Raw genomic sequence first — 17,154 nt, 5'->3', positions numbered from 1 at the left:
GAGGGTGCATGCACAAGGAGAGTTTTCAGTGGGGCGAACAGCCGAGTCGGTTGCTGCAATCATCAAGGCGTACGACGTGCGCGGCGTGGTCGGTGAGCAGATCGACGAAGATTTTGTCCGCGACGTGGGAGCGTCGTTCGCCCGTCTGGTCCGTGACGAGGCCGGCGCAGCCACGACGGTTGTGATCGGCTACGACATGCGTGCATCGTCGCCCACACTGTCTTCTGCTTTCGGTGACGGCGTGCTCGCTCAAGGACTCGACGTCGTCTACATCGGATTGGCGTCGACCGACGAGCTCTACTTTGCATCCGGTTTGCTGAACTGCCCGGGCGCGATGTTCACGGCGAGCCACAATCCGGCCAAGTACAACGGCATCAAGATGTGCCGGGCCGGCGCCAAGCCCGTCGGTCAGGACACCGGCCTGGCAGTCATCTCCGCCGAGGTCGTCTCGGGTGTTCCCGCGTACGACGGACCGGCAGGTACCGCCAGCACGAAGGACGTCCTCGAGGAATACGCGAGCTACCTCCGCGGATTGGTCGACCTGGCTGCGTTGCGCCCGATGAAGGTCGCAGTCGATGCAGGAAACGGCATGGGCGGCCATACCGCGCCGGCCGTATTCGGGCCGATGCCTCTCGAAGTCCTCCCGCTCTACTTCGAGCTCGACGGCACGTTCCCCAACCACGAAGCCAATCCGCTCGATCCGGCCAACCTCGTCGACCTGCAGGCCTACGTGCGTGAGACCGGAGCAGACATCGGCCTGGCTTTCGACGGTGACGCGGACCGTTGCTTCGTCGTCGACGAGAAGGGCGACCCCGTCTCTCCGTCCGCGGTGACGGCACTTGTCGCCAAGCGCGAACTCGCGAAGGAACCGGGCGCGTCGATCATCCACAATCTGATCACGTCGCGGGCAGTGCCCGAACTGGTCGAAGAACTCGGCGGCGTCGCGATCCGTACCCGAGTCGGCCACTCGTTCATCAAGCAGGAGATGGCCGAGACCGGTGCCGTCTTCGGCGGCGAGCACTCAGCTCACTACTACTTCCGCGATTTCTGGGGCGCCGACTCCGGCATGCTCGCGGCGTTGCACGTACTCGCCGCACTGGGCGAGCAGGACCGTCCGCTCTCCGAGTTGATGGCGGAGTACACCCGCTACGCGGCCTCGGGTGAGATCAACTCCACGGTGGCTGACGCGGCCGATCGCACTGCCGCTGTGCTGGCAGCATTCGCGGACCGCACCGAGTCGGTGGATCGCCTCGACGGTGTCACAGTCAGTCTCGAGGGAAATGCCTGGTTCAACTTGCGCGCGTCCAACACCGAGCCTTTGCTGCGACTCAACGTCGAAGCACCCACGTCCGCCGATGTCGACGCATTGGTGAACGAAATTCTGGCGATCGTCCGGGCTTGAATCCGAGTCTGATCGGTTTGTCGGTGAGCCGAAGCCCTGGGATAGTTGGGGGACTATCTCGGGAACGACTGCCACGGGAACGAGGGCTTTGCCACCACGGACCGCGTAGAGCTGGAATGCTGGATGGTGCGGGAACTGCTAACGGAGAAGGGGGTGCGGTGAGATGACAGCGCCGATGCCGCTTCTCGACCTCGACGACAGCGAGGGTTTGTCGGCTGCCGATTCGGAAGGGTTACTGCGGTCTGTGGCCATGGGGGGCGCACAGATTCGGGCCACCGCATCGGCTGTCGGCGAGGGTGTGATCTCTCGGCTGGCCGGCCTGCGCCCGCGCAGCGTCGTGCTGATTGCCGGTGCCGGTGGCGCTCGGCACGGAGCCAGGATCGCGCTTGCTCTCGTCGGAGATTCGATCGGTTGTCCGCTCCTCGTACTCGACCGGACGCCGTCGTGGGCCGGACCGTTGGACGTGATCGTCGTTGCCGGTGACGATGCCGGTGATCCGCGCCTGGTCGAATCCGTCGACAGTGCAGTTCGCCGTGGCGCCGAAGTTGTTGTCGCCGTTCCGGACGAGGGGCCCATGCGGGCTGTGGCGGCCGGGCGCACCATGTCGTTGCCGCCGCGGCTCTACGCCTCGCCGAGGCACACGATGACGCGATTCCTCGCCGTCTTCCTCGCGGTTGCCGCCGAAATCGAGGGCAAGGGATCGATCGAGGACCGTTCGGCGGTGCTCGGTCGAATCGCCGACGCCGTTGATGCGGAGGCGCTGCGGGACGGGCCGGCCAACGAGGTATTCCACAACCCGGCCAAGTCGTTGGCCACCAGAATGAGCGGCCGGCGGGTCGTTCTGTGTGGGAGTGGTTCCGTGACAACAGCACTCGCAGAGTTCTCGAGCGTTTCGCTGATGAGTTCGGGCCTGAATGCCGCTGCCGCCGAGATGTCGGAGGTGATTCGTTCGGCGCGGGCGCTGTTCGCGCCGGACGCAGCTTCGCGTGATTCAGTGTTCCACGACCCGTTCTTTCACGATCCGCAACTCGACGGCGCATTGCCGACCCCGCCGGCGCGGGCGTTCGTCTTCGCGACCGAATCCACGCGCGGGGAGGCGAGACGCCGGATGGACGCACTGGCCGACGCCGATCTGGTGGTGGCGGCAGACGAAGACCAGACCAACGTGGTGATATCGGAGATGGAGCAGGTATTCGTGTTGGCGTCTCGAGTAGACATGGCCGCGGCGTACGTGCAGTTGACGGGCGGTGCGGAGTAAGTGCGTGAACTCGAAGGTGCACTTCGTTCTTACGCGTGGGGCTCGCGAACGGCAATTGCCGAACTACGCGGTCTGGCGACCCCGTCGAATCATCCCGAAGCGGAGTTGTGGTTGGGCGCGCACCCGGGCGACCCGGCGCGCGTGATCACCGAATCCGGAAGCGAGTCGTTGCTCGAGGTCCTGCACCGCGAACCCGAGCGTGAACTCGGCCGTGAGAACCTCGATGCATTCGGTGAGCGACTCCCATTCCTGCTCAAGTTGCTTGCGGCGGAAGAGCCGCTGTCGCTTCAGGCGCATCCCAGCGCCGTTCAAGCCGACGAGGGTTTTCGTCGTGAGAACGCACTCGGCGTTCCCATGGAATCGCCGATTCGCAACTACAAGGACGGCAGCCACAAGCCCGAACTTGTTGTCGCGCTGAGCAGATTCGAAGCGCTTGCCGGATTCCGTGAGCCGACGCGGACTGTCAAACTGCTGCGCGCTCTGGCCGTCGACGAGTTGGAGCCGTACATCGGTCTGCTCGAAGGCCAACCCGATTCCGACGGACTCCGGGCGTTGTTCACGACATGGATCACGCTGCCGTCCACGGTGCTCGGGACGTTGCTCCCTGCCGTGCTTGCGGGGTGCATCACCTACGTCGCGCACCACGACGCCGAATTCGTGACCGAGATCCGCACCGCGCTGGAATTGAGCGAGGCGTACCCCGGCGACGCCGGCGTTCTGGCGGCACTACTGCTCAACCGCGTCACACTCGAGCCCGGCCAAGGACTGTTTCTCGCTGCGGGAAATCTCCACGCGTATCTCCATGGACTCGCGGTCGAGATCATGGCCAACTCCGACAACGTGCTGCGCGGCGGGCTGACGCCCAAACACGTCGACGTGCCCGAACTGTTGAGGGTTCTGGACTTCGTCGGGGCCGATATCGAAGTGCTCGATCCGGCCCCGTCGCCAGGATCAGGTCAGTCAGGATCAGGTCAGTCAGGGTCAGGCAGATACGAGTACGTCACGCCTGCGCCCGAATTTCGTTTGACGCGTCTGGAGTTCGACTCGAATGCCACCGACCTCGTTGTCGAAGCCGGCGGCCCGCGGATCCTGATCTGCACCGACGGCGCGGTCACTGCGACGTGCGGTGCCGACACTCTCGACCTCGATCGGGGCCGAGCCGCGTGGATTGCTGCCGACGAGCCCGTAGTACACCTGACCACACGAACCCCGACTGCGCAGGTTTTCAGTGCAGTGGTCGGTCGATAGGAATCTCGGTCGATAGCGAGGAGACATTGTGTCGGCTCATGGTGGCAAGAAGGCGATTCTGGCGGCCCTCGGAGCCAATGCCGGAATTGCCGTAGCCAAGTTCGCCGGATTCTTGATCACTGGATCGTCGTCGATGCTCGCCGAATCGGTGCACTCGGTGGCCGACACGTCCAATCAGGGTTTGCTGCTCTTGGGGCAGAAGAAGGCAGAACGTGAGGCAGATCAACTGCACCCGTTCGGTTACGGGCGCAACCGATACTTCTATTCGTTCGTCGTTGCACTGGTGCTCTTCACCCTCGGTTCGCTGTTCGCGATCTACGAAGGTATTCACAAGATTCAGCATCCGGAAGAACTCAATTCGGCTTTCGTGGCAATCGCGATCCTGTTCATCGCGATCTGCCTGGAGGGCTACAGCTTCCGGACCGCAGCGAAGGAATCACGACCGCTCAAGGGAAATGCGTCGTGGTGGAACTTCATCCGAACCTCTCGTAGCCCGGAACTCCCGGTTGTGCTGCTCGAGGACACCGGCGCATTGATCGGTCTCGTCCTTGCACTCGGCGGCGTCGGCCTCACGATGGTGACCGGAAATCCGGTCTTCGACGGCATCGGAACTCTGTGCATCGGTGTCCTGCTCGGCATCATCGCGGTCATTCTGATCATCGAAATGCAGTCGCTGCTGATCGGTGAGGGCGCAACGGCGGTGGAGACCGAACTGATCCTCAACGCACTGGTCGACGGAACTCGTATCGAACGCGTCATTCATTGCAAGACGCAGTACCTCGGTCCCGAGGAGATCCTTGTTGCTGCCAAGGTTGCGGTGCCGGTCGGATCGACGATCTCGGATGTGGCGACGGCGATCGACGAGGCCGAGTCTCGCGTGCGCGCTGCAGTGCCTGCGGCGCGGGTAATCTACCTCGAGCCGGACCTGGATCGTCTCAGCGCAGGAGATCGCCCTGAAACAGATCTACAGGCTCCCGACAAACCCTGAACAAAGCCACGCCTGCGGGCTTAGGCTGATGCCATCTCTCTACTTGCCCATGGTGGGACCTGCTGGTCCCCAGCAAGGAGGCGGCAATGGCTGTCAAGGACGAGCAGGCCGGATCTGGACGGTCGAAGCTGTTTCGAACCAAATCGATCGAGCAGTCCATCAAGGACACCGACGAGCCGGAAACCAAACTCCGGAAAGAGCTGAACTCCTGGGATCTCACGGTGTTCGGTGTCGCAGTGGTCATCGGTGCGGGCATCTTCACACTCACGGCTCGGACGGCGGGAAACGTCGCCGGGCCGTCGGTTTCCCTGGCTTTTGTCATCGCGGCAATCGCCTGCGGACTGGCAGCGCTGTGTTACGCCGAGTTCGCGTCGACGGTCCCGGTCGCCGGTAGCGCGTACACGTTCTCGTACGCGACGTTCGGTGAATTCGTCGCCTGGATCATCGGCTGGGATCTCATCCTCGAATTCGCTTTGGCGTCTTCGGTGGTGGCAAAAGGCTGGTCGCTGTACCTCGGCGAAGTGATGGGTTCACGCAGCCCGATCGTCGAGTTGGGGCCGATCTCGTTCGACTGGGGTGCGGTGCTGGTGATCGCCGTCATCACGATCCTGCTCGCGACCGGCACAAAACTCTCTTCGCGGGTGTCACTGGTGATCACGGCGATCAAGGTCGCGGTGGTGTTGCTGGTGATCATCGTCGGTCTGTTCTACATCGACACCGACAACTACTCGCCGTACATTCCGCCGTCGGAGCCGGGCTCGACGGGAGAGGGCATCCACCAGTCGTTGTTCTCGTACGTGACCGGGGCCGGTGGCAGCACATTCGGGTGGTACGGATTGCTCGCGGCAGCCAGTCTGGTGTTCTTCGCGTTCATCGGCTTCGACGTCGTCGCCACGACTGCGGAGGAGGCGAAGGAGCCGCAGAAGGCGTTGCCACGCGGCATCCTGGGCTCGCTCTTGATCGTCACGGTTCTGTACGTGGCAGTGACACTCGTGTTGACCGGGATGGTGAAGTACACCGAACTCGAGGGCGATACTTCCAACCTGGCAACGGCATTCGCCTTCCACGACATCACGTGGGCGAAAAACGTCATCTCGTTCGGCGCGTTGGCCGGTCTCACGACCGTGGTGATGGTGCTGATGCTCGGGCAGACCAGGGTGCTCTTCGCGATGGCACGCGACGGTCTGATGCCGCGACGCCTGGCGCCGACCGGCAAGCACGGAACTCCCGTGCGGATCACGATCTTGGTCGGCGTTGTGGTCGCGGTGCTCGCCGGAGTGTTCCCGATCGGCACCCTCGAGGAAATGGTCAATATCGGCACGTTGTTCGCGTTTGTTCTCGTGTCGTTGGGGGTTCTCGTGCTTCGTCGGACGCGGCCGGACCTACCCCGCGGGTTCAGGGTGCCACTGGTCCCGCTGATCCCGATCCTGGCTGTCCTCGCGTGTCTCTGGTTGATGTTCAACCTGTCGGTGGAGACCTGGATGAGGTTCGTGGTCTGGATGGCCCTCGGTGTTGTCATCTACTTCGCCTACAGCAGGCAGCATTCGTTGATCGGGAAGCGTGAACGCGGCGAAATCGAGTAAATGTACAAAGATTATGATTTGTCTATCACTTGTACAAATAGCGTAGTACTGTCTATCTCAGGGTGAACTGACTCACAGTTGTCGAGTCGGTTCGAATCGAGGAGGTAGACCGTGTCGACGCACGTGAACTCGCAGTCCGGGCAGACACTCCCGCCCGAGCAATGGCGTGACAAGAAGAGATATCTTTGGCTGCTCGGCCTGGTGCCGCCGACGGCGGTCTTCATTGCCGTCGGATTGGTCGCGTTGTTCAACAGTCTCGGGTGGAACGCGGTCTCGCCGGTGTGGTGGTGGATCGGGCCGTTGCTCGTCTACATCCTGCTCCCGATCCTCGACATCTTCTTCGGTCCGGACGGCGAGAATCCGCCGGACGAGGTGATGGAGCGCCTCGAGAACGACAAGTATTACCGGTACTGCACCTACATCTACATACCGTTCCAATTGGCCAGCCTGGTCCTGGCCTGCTATCTCTGGTCGGCGACCGACCTGTCCTGGCTCGGAATCGACGGGGGACTGGGGCTGATCTCCAAGATCGGTCTGGCGATCAGTATCGGTTGCGTCGCAGGAATCGGGATCAACACCGCACACGAACTAGGTCACAAGAAGGACGATCTCGAGCGCTGGTTGTCGAAGATCACTCTGGCGCAGTCGTTTTACGGCCACTTCTACATCGAGCACAATCGTGGACACCACGTGCGGGTCGCCACGCCCGAGGACCCGGCGTCGTCTCGCTTCGGCGAGAGCTTCTGGACCTTCCTGCCGCGCAGTGTGTGGGGATCTCTGCGCTCGTCGTGGTCCCTGGAAAAAGCCAGGCTCGATCGACTGGGTAAGAAGCCGTGGACAATTCGCAACGACGTCCTGCATTCGTGGTTGATGTCCGTCGTACTCTTCGGTGTCCTCGTCGCCGTCTTCGGGCTCTCGGTGCTGCCGTTCCTGGTGCTGCAGGCCGTCTTCGGATTCTGCCTGCTCGAAACCGTCAACTACCTCGAACATTACGGACTGAAGCGTCGCCGTCTGGACAGTGGGCGGTACGAGCGCGCCGCACCGGAGCACAGTTGGAACAGCGATCACATCTGCACCAACATCTTCCTGTATCACCTCCAGCGTCACAGTGACCATCATGCGAACCCGACACGTCGTTATCAGACGCTTCGAAGCATGGACGGTGCACCCAACCTGCCCAGTGGGTACGCGAGCATGATCATGCTCGCCTACGTTCCGCCGCTGTGGCGAAAAGTAATGGATCCCAAGGTCCTTGCCCATTACGGCGGCGACATCACCCGCGTCAACGTTCAGCCGTCCAAGCGTGATCGCATCCTTGCTCGGTACGGAGCAGCGTGATGAGCAGCTACCGATGCCCGGTGTGTGAATACGTCTACGACGAGTCGAAGGGTGCACCACGAGAAGGGTTTCCGGCAGGAACGCCGTGGGATGCCGTGCCGGACGACTGGTGCTGCCCTGACTGCGGCGTCCGGGAGAAGCTCGACTTCGAACCGATGCCGGCGACGGAGGGGAGTGAATCATGAACGACTACAAGCTGTATCAGTGCGCGCAATGCGGATTCGAGTACGACGAGGCAGTCGGCTGGCCGGAGGACGGTATCGAACCGGGCACTCGCTGGGGCGACATTCCCGAAGACTGGAGTTGCCCGGACTGCGGCGCGGCGAAGAGCGACTTCTTCATGGTGGAGGTCGAGCGGCGGTGAGTTGCGTCGGCGTCGAACGGACCTGAGCGCGGCGGTAGTGTCGTCACCATGACTTCGACGCCAACTCGTCTGCCGCAGAAAGAAGCGTCGCGCCTGCTGCTGCGTACGTCGGTGCTCGATTCGATGCGTGAGTTGTTGACCGAGCGTGACTGGTCCGAGGTGACGCTGACAGTTCTGGCCAAGCATGCCGGTGTGAGTCGTCAGACGCTCTACAACGAGTTCGGTTCGAGGCAAGGGCTTGCCGAGGCATACGCGCTTCGCCTTGCCGACGGATTCGTCGATGCGGTGGACGAGGCCATGGTGGCGAACGACGGACGTGCAGTCGAGGCATTGACGGCGGGCTTCGGATCGTTTTTCGCCTCCAGCGCAACCGACCCGTTGGTGATCTCTCTGCTCACCGGTGAGGCCAAGCCGGACCTTCTTCGCCTGATCACCACTGACAGCGCGGTCATCATCGAACGCGCCTCGTCGCGGCTTGCGGAGAGCTTCCAGCGAGGGTGGATTCAGGCGTCACCCACCGATGCCGGGATTCTGGCCAGGGCGATTGCGCGTCTCGGGCTCAGCTACATTTCGATGCCGCCGGAGTCCGAGGTTTCGGTGGCGGAGGATCTGGGCACATTGCTCGGGCCATTCATCGACGTGGCGCGAGAGGGGCGCGCAGTAGAGGGGCGGGCGGGAGAGGGCGTCTAACCGATAGCCTGGTACACCGATAGGCTTGTGCATAGTTTGCACGTCAACCAGGAGAGGCAGATGACGACCTCAGTTTCAACAACGCCCGTGGCCGAGAGCCGTAACGGCATCGACTTCAAAGTTGCAGATCTTTCGCTCGCGGAGTTCGGTCGCAAGGAAATCCGTCTGGCAGAGCACGAGATGCCCGGCCTCATGGCGCTTCGTCGCGAATACGCAGAGGTGTTGCCGCTCAAGGGCGCTCGCGTTTCCGGCTCGCTGCACATGACCATTCAGACCGCGGTTCTGATCGAGACGCTGACGGCGCTCGGCGCCGAGGTCCGCTGGGCTTCGTGCAACATCTTCTCCACGCAGGATCATGCTGCCGCCGCCATCGTCGTCGGTCCGCACGGCACCCCGGAAGAGCCCAAGGGCGTTCCGGTTTTCGCCTGGAAGGGTGAAACCCTCGAAGAGTACTGGTGGGCAGCGGAGCAGATGCTGACCTGGCCGGGCGAGCCCGCCAACATGATTCTCGACGATGGCGGCGACGCCACCATGCTGGTGCTCAAGGGCGCACAGTTCGAGAAGGCCGGCGTCGTGCCGCCGACGGACGACGACCAGGATTCCGACGAGTACAAGGTCTTCCTTGCGCTTCTGCGTCAGTCGCTCGCCGCTGACAAGGGCAAGTGGACTGCGATCGCCGAGTCCGTCCAGGGCGTCACCGAGGAGACCACCACGGGCGTTCTGCGTCTGTACCAGGTTGCCGCTGCCGGCGAACTCACGTTCCCCGCGATCAACGTCAACGACTCGGTCACCAAGAGCAAGTTCGACAACAAGTACGGCACACGCCACTCGCTGCTCGACGGCATCAACCGCGGCACCGACGTTCTGATCGGCGGCAAGGCTGCGCTGGTCTGTGGTTACGGAGACGTCGGCAAGGGTTGTGCCGAGGCACTTCGTGGCCAGGGCGCTCGCGTCGCGGTCACCGAAGTCGACCCCATCAACGCCCTTCAGGCGCTCATGGACGGCTTCGAGGTCAAGACAGTCGAGCAGGCCATCGGCTGGGCCGACATCGTGATCACGTCCACCGGTAACAAGGACATCATCACGTTCGAGCACATGAAGGCCATGAAGCACCAGGCCATCCTGGGCAACATCGGTCACTTCGACAACGAGATCGACATGGCAGGCCTCGAGAAGTCCGGCGACGTCACGCGGATCAACATCAAGCCGCAGGTCGACGAGTTCACCTTCGCCGACGGCCACTCGATCATCGTGCTGTCCGAAGGCCGCCTGCTCAACCTCGGCAACGCGACGGGCCACCCGTCGTTCGTGATGAGCAACAGCTTCTCCAACCAGGTCATCGCACAGATCGAACTGTGGACGAAGCCGGACGAGTACGACAACGAGGTCTACCGCCTCCCGAAGCACCTCGACGAGAAGGTCGCCAAGATCCACGTCGAGGCACTCGGTGGCACGCTGACCAAGCTCACCAAGGATCAGGCCGAGTACATCGGCGTCGACGTCGAAGGCCCGTACAAGCCGGAGCACTACCGCTACTGACCCGGCGATTCGTCGCTGAGAATGTAGTGCCCGCCGTCCCCCGGTCTGCGCAAGCAGGCCGGGGGATAGGCTTGTCCGCCGTGGGAACACTGGTGGCATTGGAAGGCCTCGACGGAGCTGGAAAGCGAACGTTGATCGGCAAAGTGGAGACCGAACTCCGCCGCGGCGGCACGTCGATCGCGACTCTGGATTTTCCGCGGTACGGAAAGTCGATCCACGCGGATCTTGCTGCCGAGGCGCTCAAAGGATCACACGGAGACCTGGCCGAATCCGTGAACGCGATGGCAGTCCTGTTCGCCTTGGACCGCGCCGGTGCTGCGGATCGGATCTCGGAACTGTTGTCCGCCAACGACATTGTTCTCCTCGACCGCTACGTTGCCTCCAACGCTGCCTACAACGCGGCGCGCGTGCATCAGGGCGTGGACGGCGAGATGGTCGCCTGGATCCGTGAATTGGAGTTGGGTCGACTCGCTCTCCCCGCTCCCGATCTGCAGCTGTACCTCGACGTGCCGGTAGCTCTGGCCGAGCAGCGCGCCCGCGCCCGTGAGGCCCAGGACGCGTCGCGTCAGCTCGACGCCTACGAGCGCGACGGCGGTCTGCAGGCCAGAACCGGTGAGCTCTACAAGCAGTTGGCAGCGACGAACTGGGCCTCACCCTGGTGGATCGTGGGGCCGGAGACGGACCCGGCCGATCTGGCACGCAGGCTCGCGGATTTCGCGTGATCGGTCACCCTGGCAGCCGGGATTCGAACTTTCCGGCACAGTAGAGGGAAAGACGCGGCACGCCGCACGGCCTCGTAACGGTCTGATTCATCGCTCCGAGATGCAACGATAGGGATATGAAACCAAGGATTCTGGTTGTCGACGACGACACGGCACTCGCCGAGATGCTCACGATCGTGCTGCGTGGTGAGGGTTTTGATCCCTACGTGGTAGGCGACGGAACCCTGGCGCTCGCGGCAGTGCGTGAGACGCGCCCCGATCTCGTCCTGCTCGATCTCATGCTTCCCGGAATGAACGGGATCGACGTATGCCGGGTTCTGCGTGCGGATTCCGGTGTGCCCATCGTGATGTTGACGGCCAAGACCGACACCGTCGACGTCGTGCTCGGCCTCGAATCCGGTGCGGACGACTACATCATGAAGCCGTTCAAGCCGAAGGAATTGGTGGCGCGAGTTCGCGCTCGCCTGCGCCGCACCGAAGAGGAACCGGCCGAGCTGCTGAGCATCGCCGACATCGTGATCGACGTTCCGGCGCACAAGGTCAGCCGCGGCAGCGAGCAGATCTCGCTCACACCACTCGAATTCGACCTGCTGGTCGCATTGGCGCGCAAGCCGCGCCAGGTGTTCACCCGTGAAGTCCTTCTCGAGCAGGTGTGGGGATACCGCCACGCCGCCGACACCCGTCTGGTGAACGTGCACGTTCAGCGTTTGCGCGCCAAGGTCGAAACTGATCCCGAGAATCCCGAAGTGGTTCTGACGGTCAGGGGGGTCGGCTACAAGGCCGGACCGCCGTGAGCGGAGTTTCCAGGTGGCGTCGTCGTCTCAATCGACGGCTGACGCCATTTCTGCGGTGGTGTCACTCGATGAGCAACACCCTCGCGCACACGTGGCGACGCTCGCTCCAGTTGCGAGTGGTCGTCTCGACTTTGACGTTGTCCTTGATCGTCATCGTCATTCTCGGTGTCGTGCTGACCAGCCAGATCACCGATCGACTGTTGGAAACGAAGATCACCGCGGCAACCGAGGAAATGGACCGTGCCCGCGGCATCGTCGAAGACCAACTCGCGGGCGTCGACGATTCGACGGCGCTCAACGTTCAATTGGAAAGCGCTGCATCCGGACTGACGAGCCGTCGAAACCAGACCTCCGGCCAGGCCTCCGGGTCGGCCGGCACCTTCGACCCGGTGCTCATCGTGCCCGGGGACGGGCCGCGCCAGCCGACGAGTTCGGGACCGGTCGATCAAATCCCCGACAACCTGCGCGAGTTCGTCAAACGCGGCCAGATCAGCTACCAATTCGCGACGGTGTCCAACCCGAACGGTTACTCCGGTCCCGCGCTGATCATCGGTAGCCCCACCGCGTCGTCGATATCGGGACTCGAGCTGTACCTGATCTTCCCGCTCGCAAGCGAAGACCGGAGTCTGTCGCTTGTTCGAAGCACCCTGCTGATCGGTGGAGCCGTGTTGCTGGTGCTCCTCGCTGCGATTTCGCTGTTGGTTGCCAGGCAGGTCGTGCTTCCCATCCGATCAGCCTCACGAATCGCGGTGCGTTTCGCAGACGGCCGACTCAAGGAACGAATGCCGGTCCGCGGCGAGGACGACATGGCGCGCTTGGCCATGTCCTTCAACGAGATGGCCGAGAGTCTGTCCAAACAGATCACCCAGTTGGAGGAGTTCGGCAGTCTCCAGAAACGCTTCACCTCCGATGTCAGCCATGAACTCCGCACACCTCTGACCACGGTCCGCATGGCCGCCGACCTGATCTACGACGGCAGCGAGAACCTCGACCCGATGCTGCGTCGGTCGTCGGAACTGCTTGTCGCCGAGCTGGACAGGTTCGAGGGGCTTCTGGCGGACCTCCTCGAAATCTCCCGCCACGACGCCGGTGTCGCGGAACTCGCATCCGAACAACTCGACGTGCGTATGTGTGCGCGAGCGGCCGTTTCCACAGTTCGCCATCTCGCCCGCGAATCCGGCACCGAACTGATCGTGGACATGCCCGACGAGCCCGTCATGGCAGATGTCGATCCGCGCCGCGTCGAACGCATCCTGCGAAATCTCCTGGCCAATGCCATCGACCACGGTGAGGGGAAGCCGATTCTGCTTCGCCTTCGCGCCGACGACAATGCCCTCGCCTTCATCGTCCGCGACAGTGGCGTCGGGTTGCGTCCGGGCGAGGAGAAGTTGGTCTTCAACCGGTTCTGGCGATCGGACCCGTCCCGCGTGCGCCGCAGTGGCGGCACCGGACTCGGCCTCGCGATCAGCGTCGAGGACGCGAATCTGCACGACGGCAAGCTCGAGGCCTGGGGCGAACCGGGAGTCGGCGCCTGCTTCCGGCTGACGCTCTCGCGCACCCGTGGCAAGAAAGTCGTGTCGAGCCCACTGCCTCTCAAACCGACGACCACAAAGTTCGTCCGCACGCCGAGCGAAGCCGACATCGTCGCCGATACCGTCGGCGAGGTCACGTCGTCCCTGCCGACTCCGCGCGAATCGGACTCGCGGAACGAGTCCAACGGTGGGGATCGATCATGATCGAAACCCGCCGCCGTCTGGCACTTCTCGCAACAACGCTCAGCGTGCTGTTGCTGACCGGCGCGTGCGCGAGTCTGCCGGAATCCTCCTCGCCGCAGGCAATCGGAACTCTGGCAACAGCCGTGCCCGGAACCTCCGTCGAATCACCGGCATCGGGGCGAGAGCCGGACTTGCTGGTACGTGACTTCGTCAAAGCGAGTACCGATCCGTCCAACCGGCATGCTGCAGCCCGTCAGTACCTCACCAAAGACGCCTCGGCGCGCTGGGACGACGCGGCCAGTGCCGTCATCGTCGACAAGATCGACACCCTGTCGGCGTCGCGAACCAGTTCCGAAGCGGTGTACACGATTCGTGTGAACAAGGTCGGTCGCCTCGACCCCGGCGGGCTGTACGTCCCCGAAGAGGGCAGCTTCGAAGCGAAGATGACGCTGACGTTGACCGATGGCGAATGGCGTATCAGCGATCTGCCACCCGGTGTGATCATGGAGCGCCCGCAGTTCCTCGGCGCATATCAGCGGAAGTCGTTGTTCTTCCTCGACCCGACCAGCCAGACAGTCGTCCCCGACCTTCGCTGGATCTCCGGCGGACAGGACCAGGTGGCAGCTCAGCTGATCGGCCTGATGATCGACGGACCGAAGGCAGCGCTGGCGCCGGCTGTACGAAACGAACTCGGCAATGGCGTGTCGGTGATCGGTCCGATCACCAAGGCCGACGGCAAGCCGGGACAGGTTGGAGTCGGTCTCGGCGGTGTGCGCATCAACTTCCGTCTGGACAACCCGATGGATGCTGCGACGCGCGGTTTGTTTGCAGCGCAAGTCATCTGGACGCTCGCCAATGCCGATGTCGCGGGGCCGTACGTTCTGGAGATCGACGGCGAACCGCTGGACGCGGCTCATGCGGAAGGCTGGACCACCGCCGACGTCGCGTCCACCAACCCGCTGGCCACCACGAGTGCGACCGTCGGACTGCACGCACTGCGCAACGGTTCACTGGTGAGCGTCAGCGAGCAGGAGGCGACTCCGGTGCCCGGTTTCGCGGGCAATGCGGGCAACCTCACGGCGGCTGCTCTCTCGCGGGACGGCAAGTTGGTCGCAGCCGTCGCAGACACCGCTCGGCCGGATCCAGCCACCCGGTTCGACTTGTCGCTCGGTACATACGGCGATGGTTCCGCTCCGGTGCTCGAAGGCAGCGCCATCACCCGACCTTCGTGGGAGCTGGACAACAATGCTGTCTGGGCGGCGGTGAACGGCAATACCGTCGTTCGGGTCGTCCGCGAACCAGGAACCGGTCGGGTGTCGGTCACCAACGTCGATGTCGGGGCGTTGACGTCGGTCGGCTCCACGATCTCGGAATTGCGTCTCTCTCGCGACGGCGTGCGAGCCGCGATGATCATCGACGGCAAGGTCTACCTGGCCGTGGTCGTGCGCACACCCAGCGGGGTCTACGCCCTGACGAGTCCGCGTGCGGTGGCGTCCGGCTTGGGCAGTACCGCGCTCTCACTCGACTGGAGCAACAGCGACACCATCGTGATCGCGCGCAGTGGAGCCGACATACCGGTCGTCCAGGTCGCCATAGACGGTTCACGAATGGACGCGCTGCCGAGTGGAAACCTGACCGCTCCCGTCACCTCCGTGGATGCGTCGCCGACCACCGAGTACGTCGCCGACGCGCGTGCGGTGTTCCAACTGAACAACAACGACCCCGCCGGGGATCGACGCTGGCGTGAAGTGACTGTGCTGACCGGACAGAAGGCGATTCCGGTTCTACCTGGCTGACGTCTCGGTGTTCTGGTGCATGTCGGTGCTCTGGTGCATGTCGGTGCTCTGATTCATGATTCGGCCATGGGGGACAAGAAATTCGGTGCCGGATTGCTCGATCTGCTGTTGCCACGCGAGTGTGGTGGGTGTGGCCGCACGGGGACACTGTGGTGCGGTGAGTGCGCGGAACTGCTGCGTGACCATCCGGTTCAACTGAGTCCGCGCGTAGACCCGGGTGTGCCGGTCTGGGCACTCGGCCGCTACGACGGCCCCAGGCGGCGCAGTGTGATCGAGATGAAGGAACGGGGTCGTCGGGACCTCGCGATGCCTCTGGGGATCGCTGTGGCCGGCGCATTGGCCACTCTGGACCGGTGGGGCGAGGTCGGCGTCGTGAGTCGTAATCCGATCGTGCTGGTGCCGGCTCCCACACGCGCCCGAGCGGCGCGTTCTCGCGGGGGTGATCCGGTTCGCCGGATAGCCGAGAGTGTGCGCGAAAAGCGGGAAGTTGGTTCTGTCGAGGGGCGTCCGGTACGTGTCTGTCCGATTCTCCGGATGACGCGAGGCGTACGTGACTCGGTCGGACTGTCCGCGGCCGACCGGGTGACCAATGTGAACGGTCATGTGTCTCTCGACACCACTGCAGTCTCTTCGATTGTCGGGGACGGCGACATCGTCCTGCTCGACGACGTCCTGACCACGGGAGCGACTGCGGCAGAGTCGGTTCGGGCTCTCACGCTCAGTGGGATTCGGACAACTCTCGTGCTTGTTCTTGCAGGGGCTTAGATGAATTTCGTTGGAACAGTGGCACTCGCGCGCGTTACGTACTAGCGTCGGCGGCACACCCGAAAATACTGGTAGGAGGTGGTACTTCGATACTGGTGCCGGGCGGATCCCCTCTCGGTACTTGCAGAATTTGCCGCCGCCCACCGTGGGGCGGGGCCGTAATTGGGAGGTACGAGTGACGACCCCTTCGCAAGCCTCGTTTTTCATCGAGGACGCCACCATCGAGCGTTCCGAGAATGCCGCAGCTCCGAGATCCGACGTCGTAGTCAAGGGACGAAATGTCGAGATCCCCGATCACTTCCGAATCTACGTTTCGGAAAAGCTGGCGCGACTCGAACACTTCGACCCCTCCATATTCCACTTCGACGTGGAACTTCAACATGAACGCAACCGACGACAGGCCAAGAGTTGCCAGCGCGTCGAGATCACCGCTCGAGGTAAAGGCCCGGTGGCCCGAGCCGAAGCGTCCGCAGACAGCTTCTACGCCGCCTTCGAATCGGTGATCGACAAGCTCGAAAGCCGCCTCCGTCGAACCAAGGACCGCAAGAAGGTCCATTACGGCGACAAGCGACCGGTGTCCGTCGCGGAGGCAACCGCCTCCCTCGTCGACGCAGACTCACTCGGAGTCACACCGGACATTTCGCTGAACGGCCAAGAGCCGGACGAGTACGACGGCCCGGGACGCGTGGTCCGCACGAAGGATCACCCGGCCGAGCCGATGACCATCGACGACGCTCTGTACGAGATGGAACTGGTCGGACACGACTTCTTTCTCTTCCATGACAAGGAGTCGGACAAGCCGTCCGTCGTCTACCGTCGTCACGCTTTCGACTACGGATTGATCCGCCTGACATGACCCAATCGGTGGTGGGTTTGCTCGCTCGCCGCCGGTAGCGCCTACCATGGAATCCGGCCGGAGTTTTCGGACCCCGGCCGGATTTTCAGTGTGTGA

16 protein-coding genes are annotated in these 17,154 nt (G+C 63.1%); all 16 read left to right on the top strand.

Annotated elements, in window-relative coordinates:
* The first annotated feature begins 28 nt into the window (after window positions 1-28).
* The 16 genes from QM596_RS14265 (at window position 29) to hpf (ending at window position 17,058) form a co-directional block, all read left to right on the top strand.
* Window positions 29-1,402, top strand: coding sequence for a phosphomannomutase/phosphoglucomutase (locus tag QM596_RS14265; protein WP_019747772.1), 1,374 nt, complete (start codon window positions 29-31; stop codon window positions 1,400-1,402).
* A 163-nt stretch (window positions 1,403-1,565) separates the two neighbouring features.
* Window positions 1,566-2,660: a tobH protein gene (locus QM596_RS14260; protein WP_283309226.1), complete on the top strand. Its 1,095-nt coding sequence runs from the start codon at window positions 1,566-1,568 to the stop codon at window positions 2,658-2,660.
* On the top strand, window positions 2,661-3,908 hold the full coding sequence (manA, locus tag QM596_RS14255; RefSeq protein ID WP_019747774.1) for a mannose-6-phosphate isomerase, class I: 1,248 nt from the start codon (window positions 2,661-2,663) through the stop codon (window positions 3,906-3,908).
* A gap of 28 nt (window positions 3,909-3,936) precedes the next feature.
* The gene (locus QM596_RS14250; protein WP_019747775.1) at window positions 3,937-4,896 is read left to right on the top strand and encodes a cation diffusion facilitator family transporter; all 960 of its coding nucleotides are present in this window, start codon (window positions 3,937-3,939) and stop codon (window positions 4,894-4,896) included.
* 86 nt (window positions 4,897-4,982) lie between these two features.
* On the top strand, window positions 4,983-6,479 hold the full coding sequence (locus QM596_RS14245; RefSeq protein WP_019747776.1) for an amino acid permease: 1,497 nt from the start codon (window positions 4,983-4,985) through the stop codon (window positions 6,477-6,479).
* Between the two features lie 111 nt (window positions 6,480-6,590).
* On the top strand, window positions 6,591-7,817 hold the full coding sequence (locus tag QM596_RS14240) for an alkane 1-monooxygenase (RefSeq protein WP_020907102.1): 1,227 nt from the start codon (window positions 6,591-6,593) through the stop codon (window positions 7,815-7,817).
* Window positions 7,817-8,002, top strand: a complete 186-nt coding sequence (locus QM596_RS14235; RefSeq protein ID WP_283309225.1) for a rubredoxin — start codon at window positions 7,817-7,819, stop codon at window positions 8,000-8,002. The genes QM596_RS14240 and QM596_RS14235 overlap by 1 nt, the downstream gene beginning before the upstream one ends.
* Window positions 7,999-8,181, top strand: a complete 183-nt coding sequence (locus QM596_RS14230) for a rubredoxin (RefSeq protein WP_084326458.1) — start codon at window positions 7,999-8,001, stop codon at window positions 8,179-8,181. Before QM596_RS14235 ends, QM596_RS14230 begins: the two co-directional genes overlap by 4 nt.
* A 48-nt stretch (window positions 8,182-8,229) precedes the next feature.
* Complete coding sequence (locus QM596_RS14225) at window positions 8,230-8,871, top strand: TetR/AcrR family transcriptional regulator (protein WP_020907103.1); 642 nt, start codon at window positions 8,230-8,232, stop codon at window positions 8,869-8,871.
* Window positions 8,872-8,931: 60 nt separating this feature from the next.
* Entirely contained in the window at window positions 8,932-10,410 is a 1,479-nt protein-coding gene (gene ahcY, locus QM596_RS14220; RefSeq protein ID WP_021332564.1) for an adenosylhomocysteinase, read from the top strand.
* Between the two features lie 80 nt (window positions 10,411-10,490).
* Window positions 10,491-11,132: a dTMP kinase gene (locus QM596_RS14215; RefSeq protein WP_283309224.1), complete on the top strand. Its 642-nt coding sequence runs from the start codon at window positions 10,491-10,493 to the stop codon at window positions 11,130-11,132.
* Window positions 11,133-11,248: 116 nt separating this feature from the next.
* Window positions 11,249-11,926: an MtrAB system response regulator MtrA gene (gene mtrA, locus QM596_RS14210; protein ID WP_003941013.1), complete on the top strand. Its 678-nt coding sequence runs from the start codon at window positions 11,249-11,251 to the stop codon at window positions 11,924-11,926.
* Window positions 11,923-13,662 carry an MtrAB system histidine kinase MtrB gene (gene mtrB, locus QM596_RS14205; protein WP_019747781.1) on the top strand — a complete coding sequence of 580 codons (1,740 nt, stop codon included), beginning with the start codon at window positions 11,923-11,925 and terminating at the stop codon, window positions 13,660-13,662. The genes mtrA and mtrB overlap by 4 nt, the downstream gene beginning before the upstream one ends.
* Window positions 13,659-15,437: an MtrAB system accessory lipoprotein LpqB gene (gene lpqB / locus QM596_RS14200; protein WP_019747782.1), complete on the top strand. Its 1,779-nt coding sequence runs from the start codon at window positions 13,659-13,661 to the stop codon at window positions 15,435-15,437. Before mtrB ends, lpqB begins: the two co-directional genes overlap by 4 nt.
* Window positions 15,438-15,503: 66 nt before the next feature.
* Window positions 15,504-16,202 carry a ComF family protein gene (locus QM596_RS14195; RefSeq protein WP_283309223.1) on the top strand — a complete coding sequence of 233 codons (699 nt, stop codon included), beginning with the start codon at window positions 15,504-15,506 and terminating at the stop codon, window positions 16,200-16,202.
* Between the two features lie 175 nt (window positions 16,203-16,377).
* Window positions 16,378-17,058 (top strand): ribosome hibernation-promoting factor, HPF/YfiA family, encoded by a 681-nt coding sequence (gene hpf / locus QM596_RS14190; protein WP_003940893.1) that lies wholly within the window; start codon window positions 16,378-16,380, stop codon window positions 17,056-17,058.
* The last annotated feature ends 96 nt before the right edge of the window (window positions 17,059-17,154 follow it).

The sequence above is a fragment of the Rhodococcus sp. IEGM 1406 genome (assembly GCF_030056745.1).
Classification (GTDB): Bacteria; Actinomycetota; Actinomycetes; order Mycobacteriales; family Mycobacteriaceae; genus Rhodococcus_F; species Rhodococcus_F erythropolis.
This window is presented reverse-complemented; position numbering and strand designations above follow the sequence as displayed.

Bases quoted from the DNA above. Each gene is read 5' to 3' on its own strand.
- QM596_RS14260 (WP_283309226.1), top strand. From the start codon at position 1,566: ATGACAGCGCCGATGCCGCTTCTCGACCTCGACGACAGCGAGGGTTTG.
- QM596_RS14245 (WP_019747776.1), top strand. From the start codon at position 4,983: ATGGCTGTCAAGGACGAGCAGGCCGGATCTGGACGGTCGAAGCTGTTT.
- QM596_RS14235 (WP_283309225.1), top strand. From the start codon at position 7,817: ATGAGCAGCTACCGATGCCCGGTGTGTGAATACGTCTACGACGAGTCG.
- QM596_RS14230 (WP_084326458.1), top strand. From the start codon at position 7,999: ATGAACGACTACAAGCTGTATCAGTGCGCGCAATGCGGATTCGAGTAC.
- QM596_RS14225 (WP_020907103.1), top strand. From the start codon at position 8,230: ATGACTTCGACGCCAACTCGTCTGCCGCAGAAAGAAGCGTCGCGCCTG.
- ahcY (WP_021332564.1), top strand. From the start codon at position 8,932: ATGACGACCTCAGTTTCAACAACGCCCGTGGCCGAGAGCCGTAACGGC.
- mtrA (WP_003941013.1), top strand. From the start codon at position 11,249: ATGAAACCAAGGATTCTGGTTGTCGACGACGACACGGCACTCGCCGAG.
- lpqB (WP_019747782.1), top strand. From the start codon at position 13,659: ATGATCGAAACCCGCCGCCGTCTGGCACTTCTCGCAACAACGCTCAGC.
- QM596_RS14195 (WP_283309223.1), top strand. From the start codon at position 15,504: ATGGGGGACAAGAAATTCGGTGCCGGATTGCTCGATCTGCTGTTGCCA.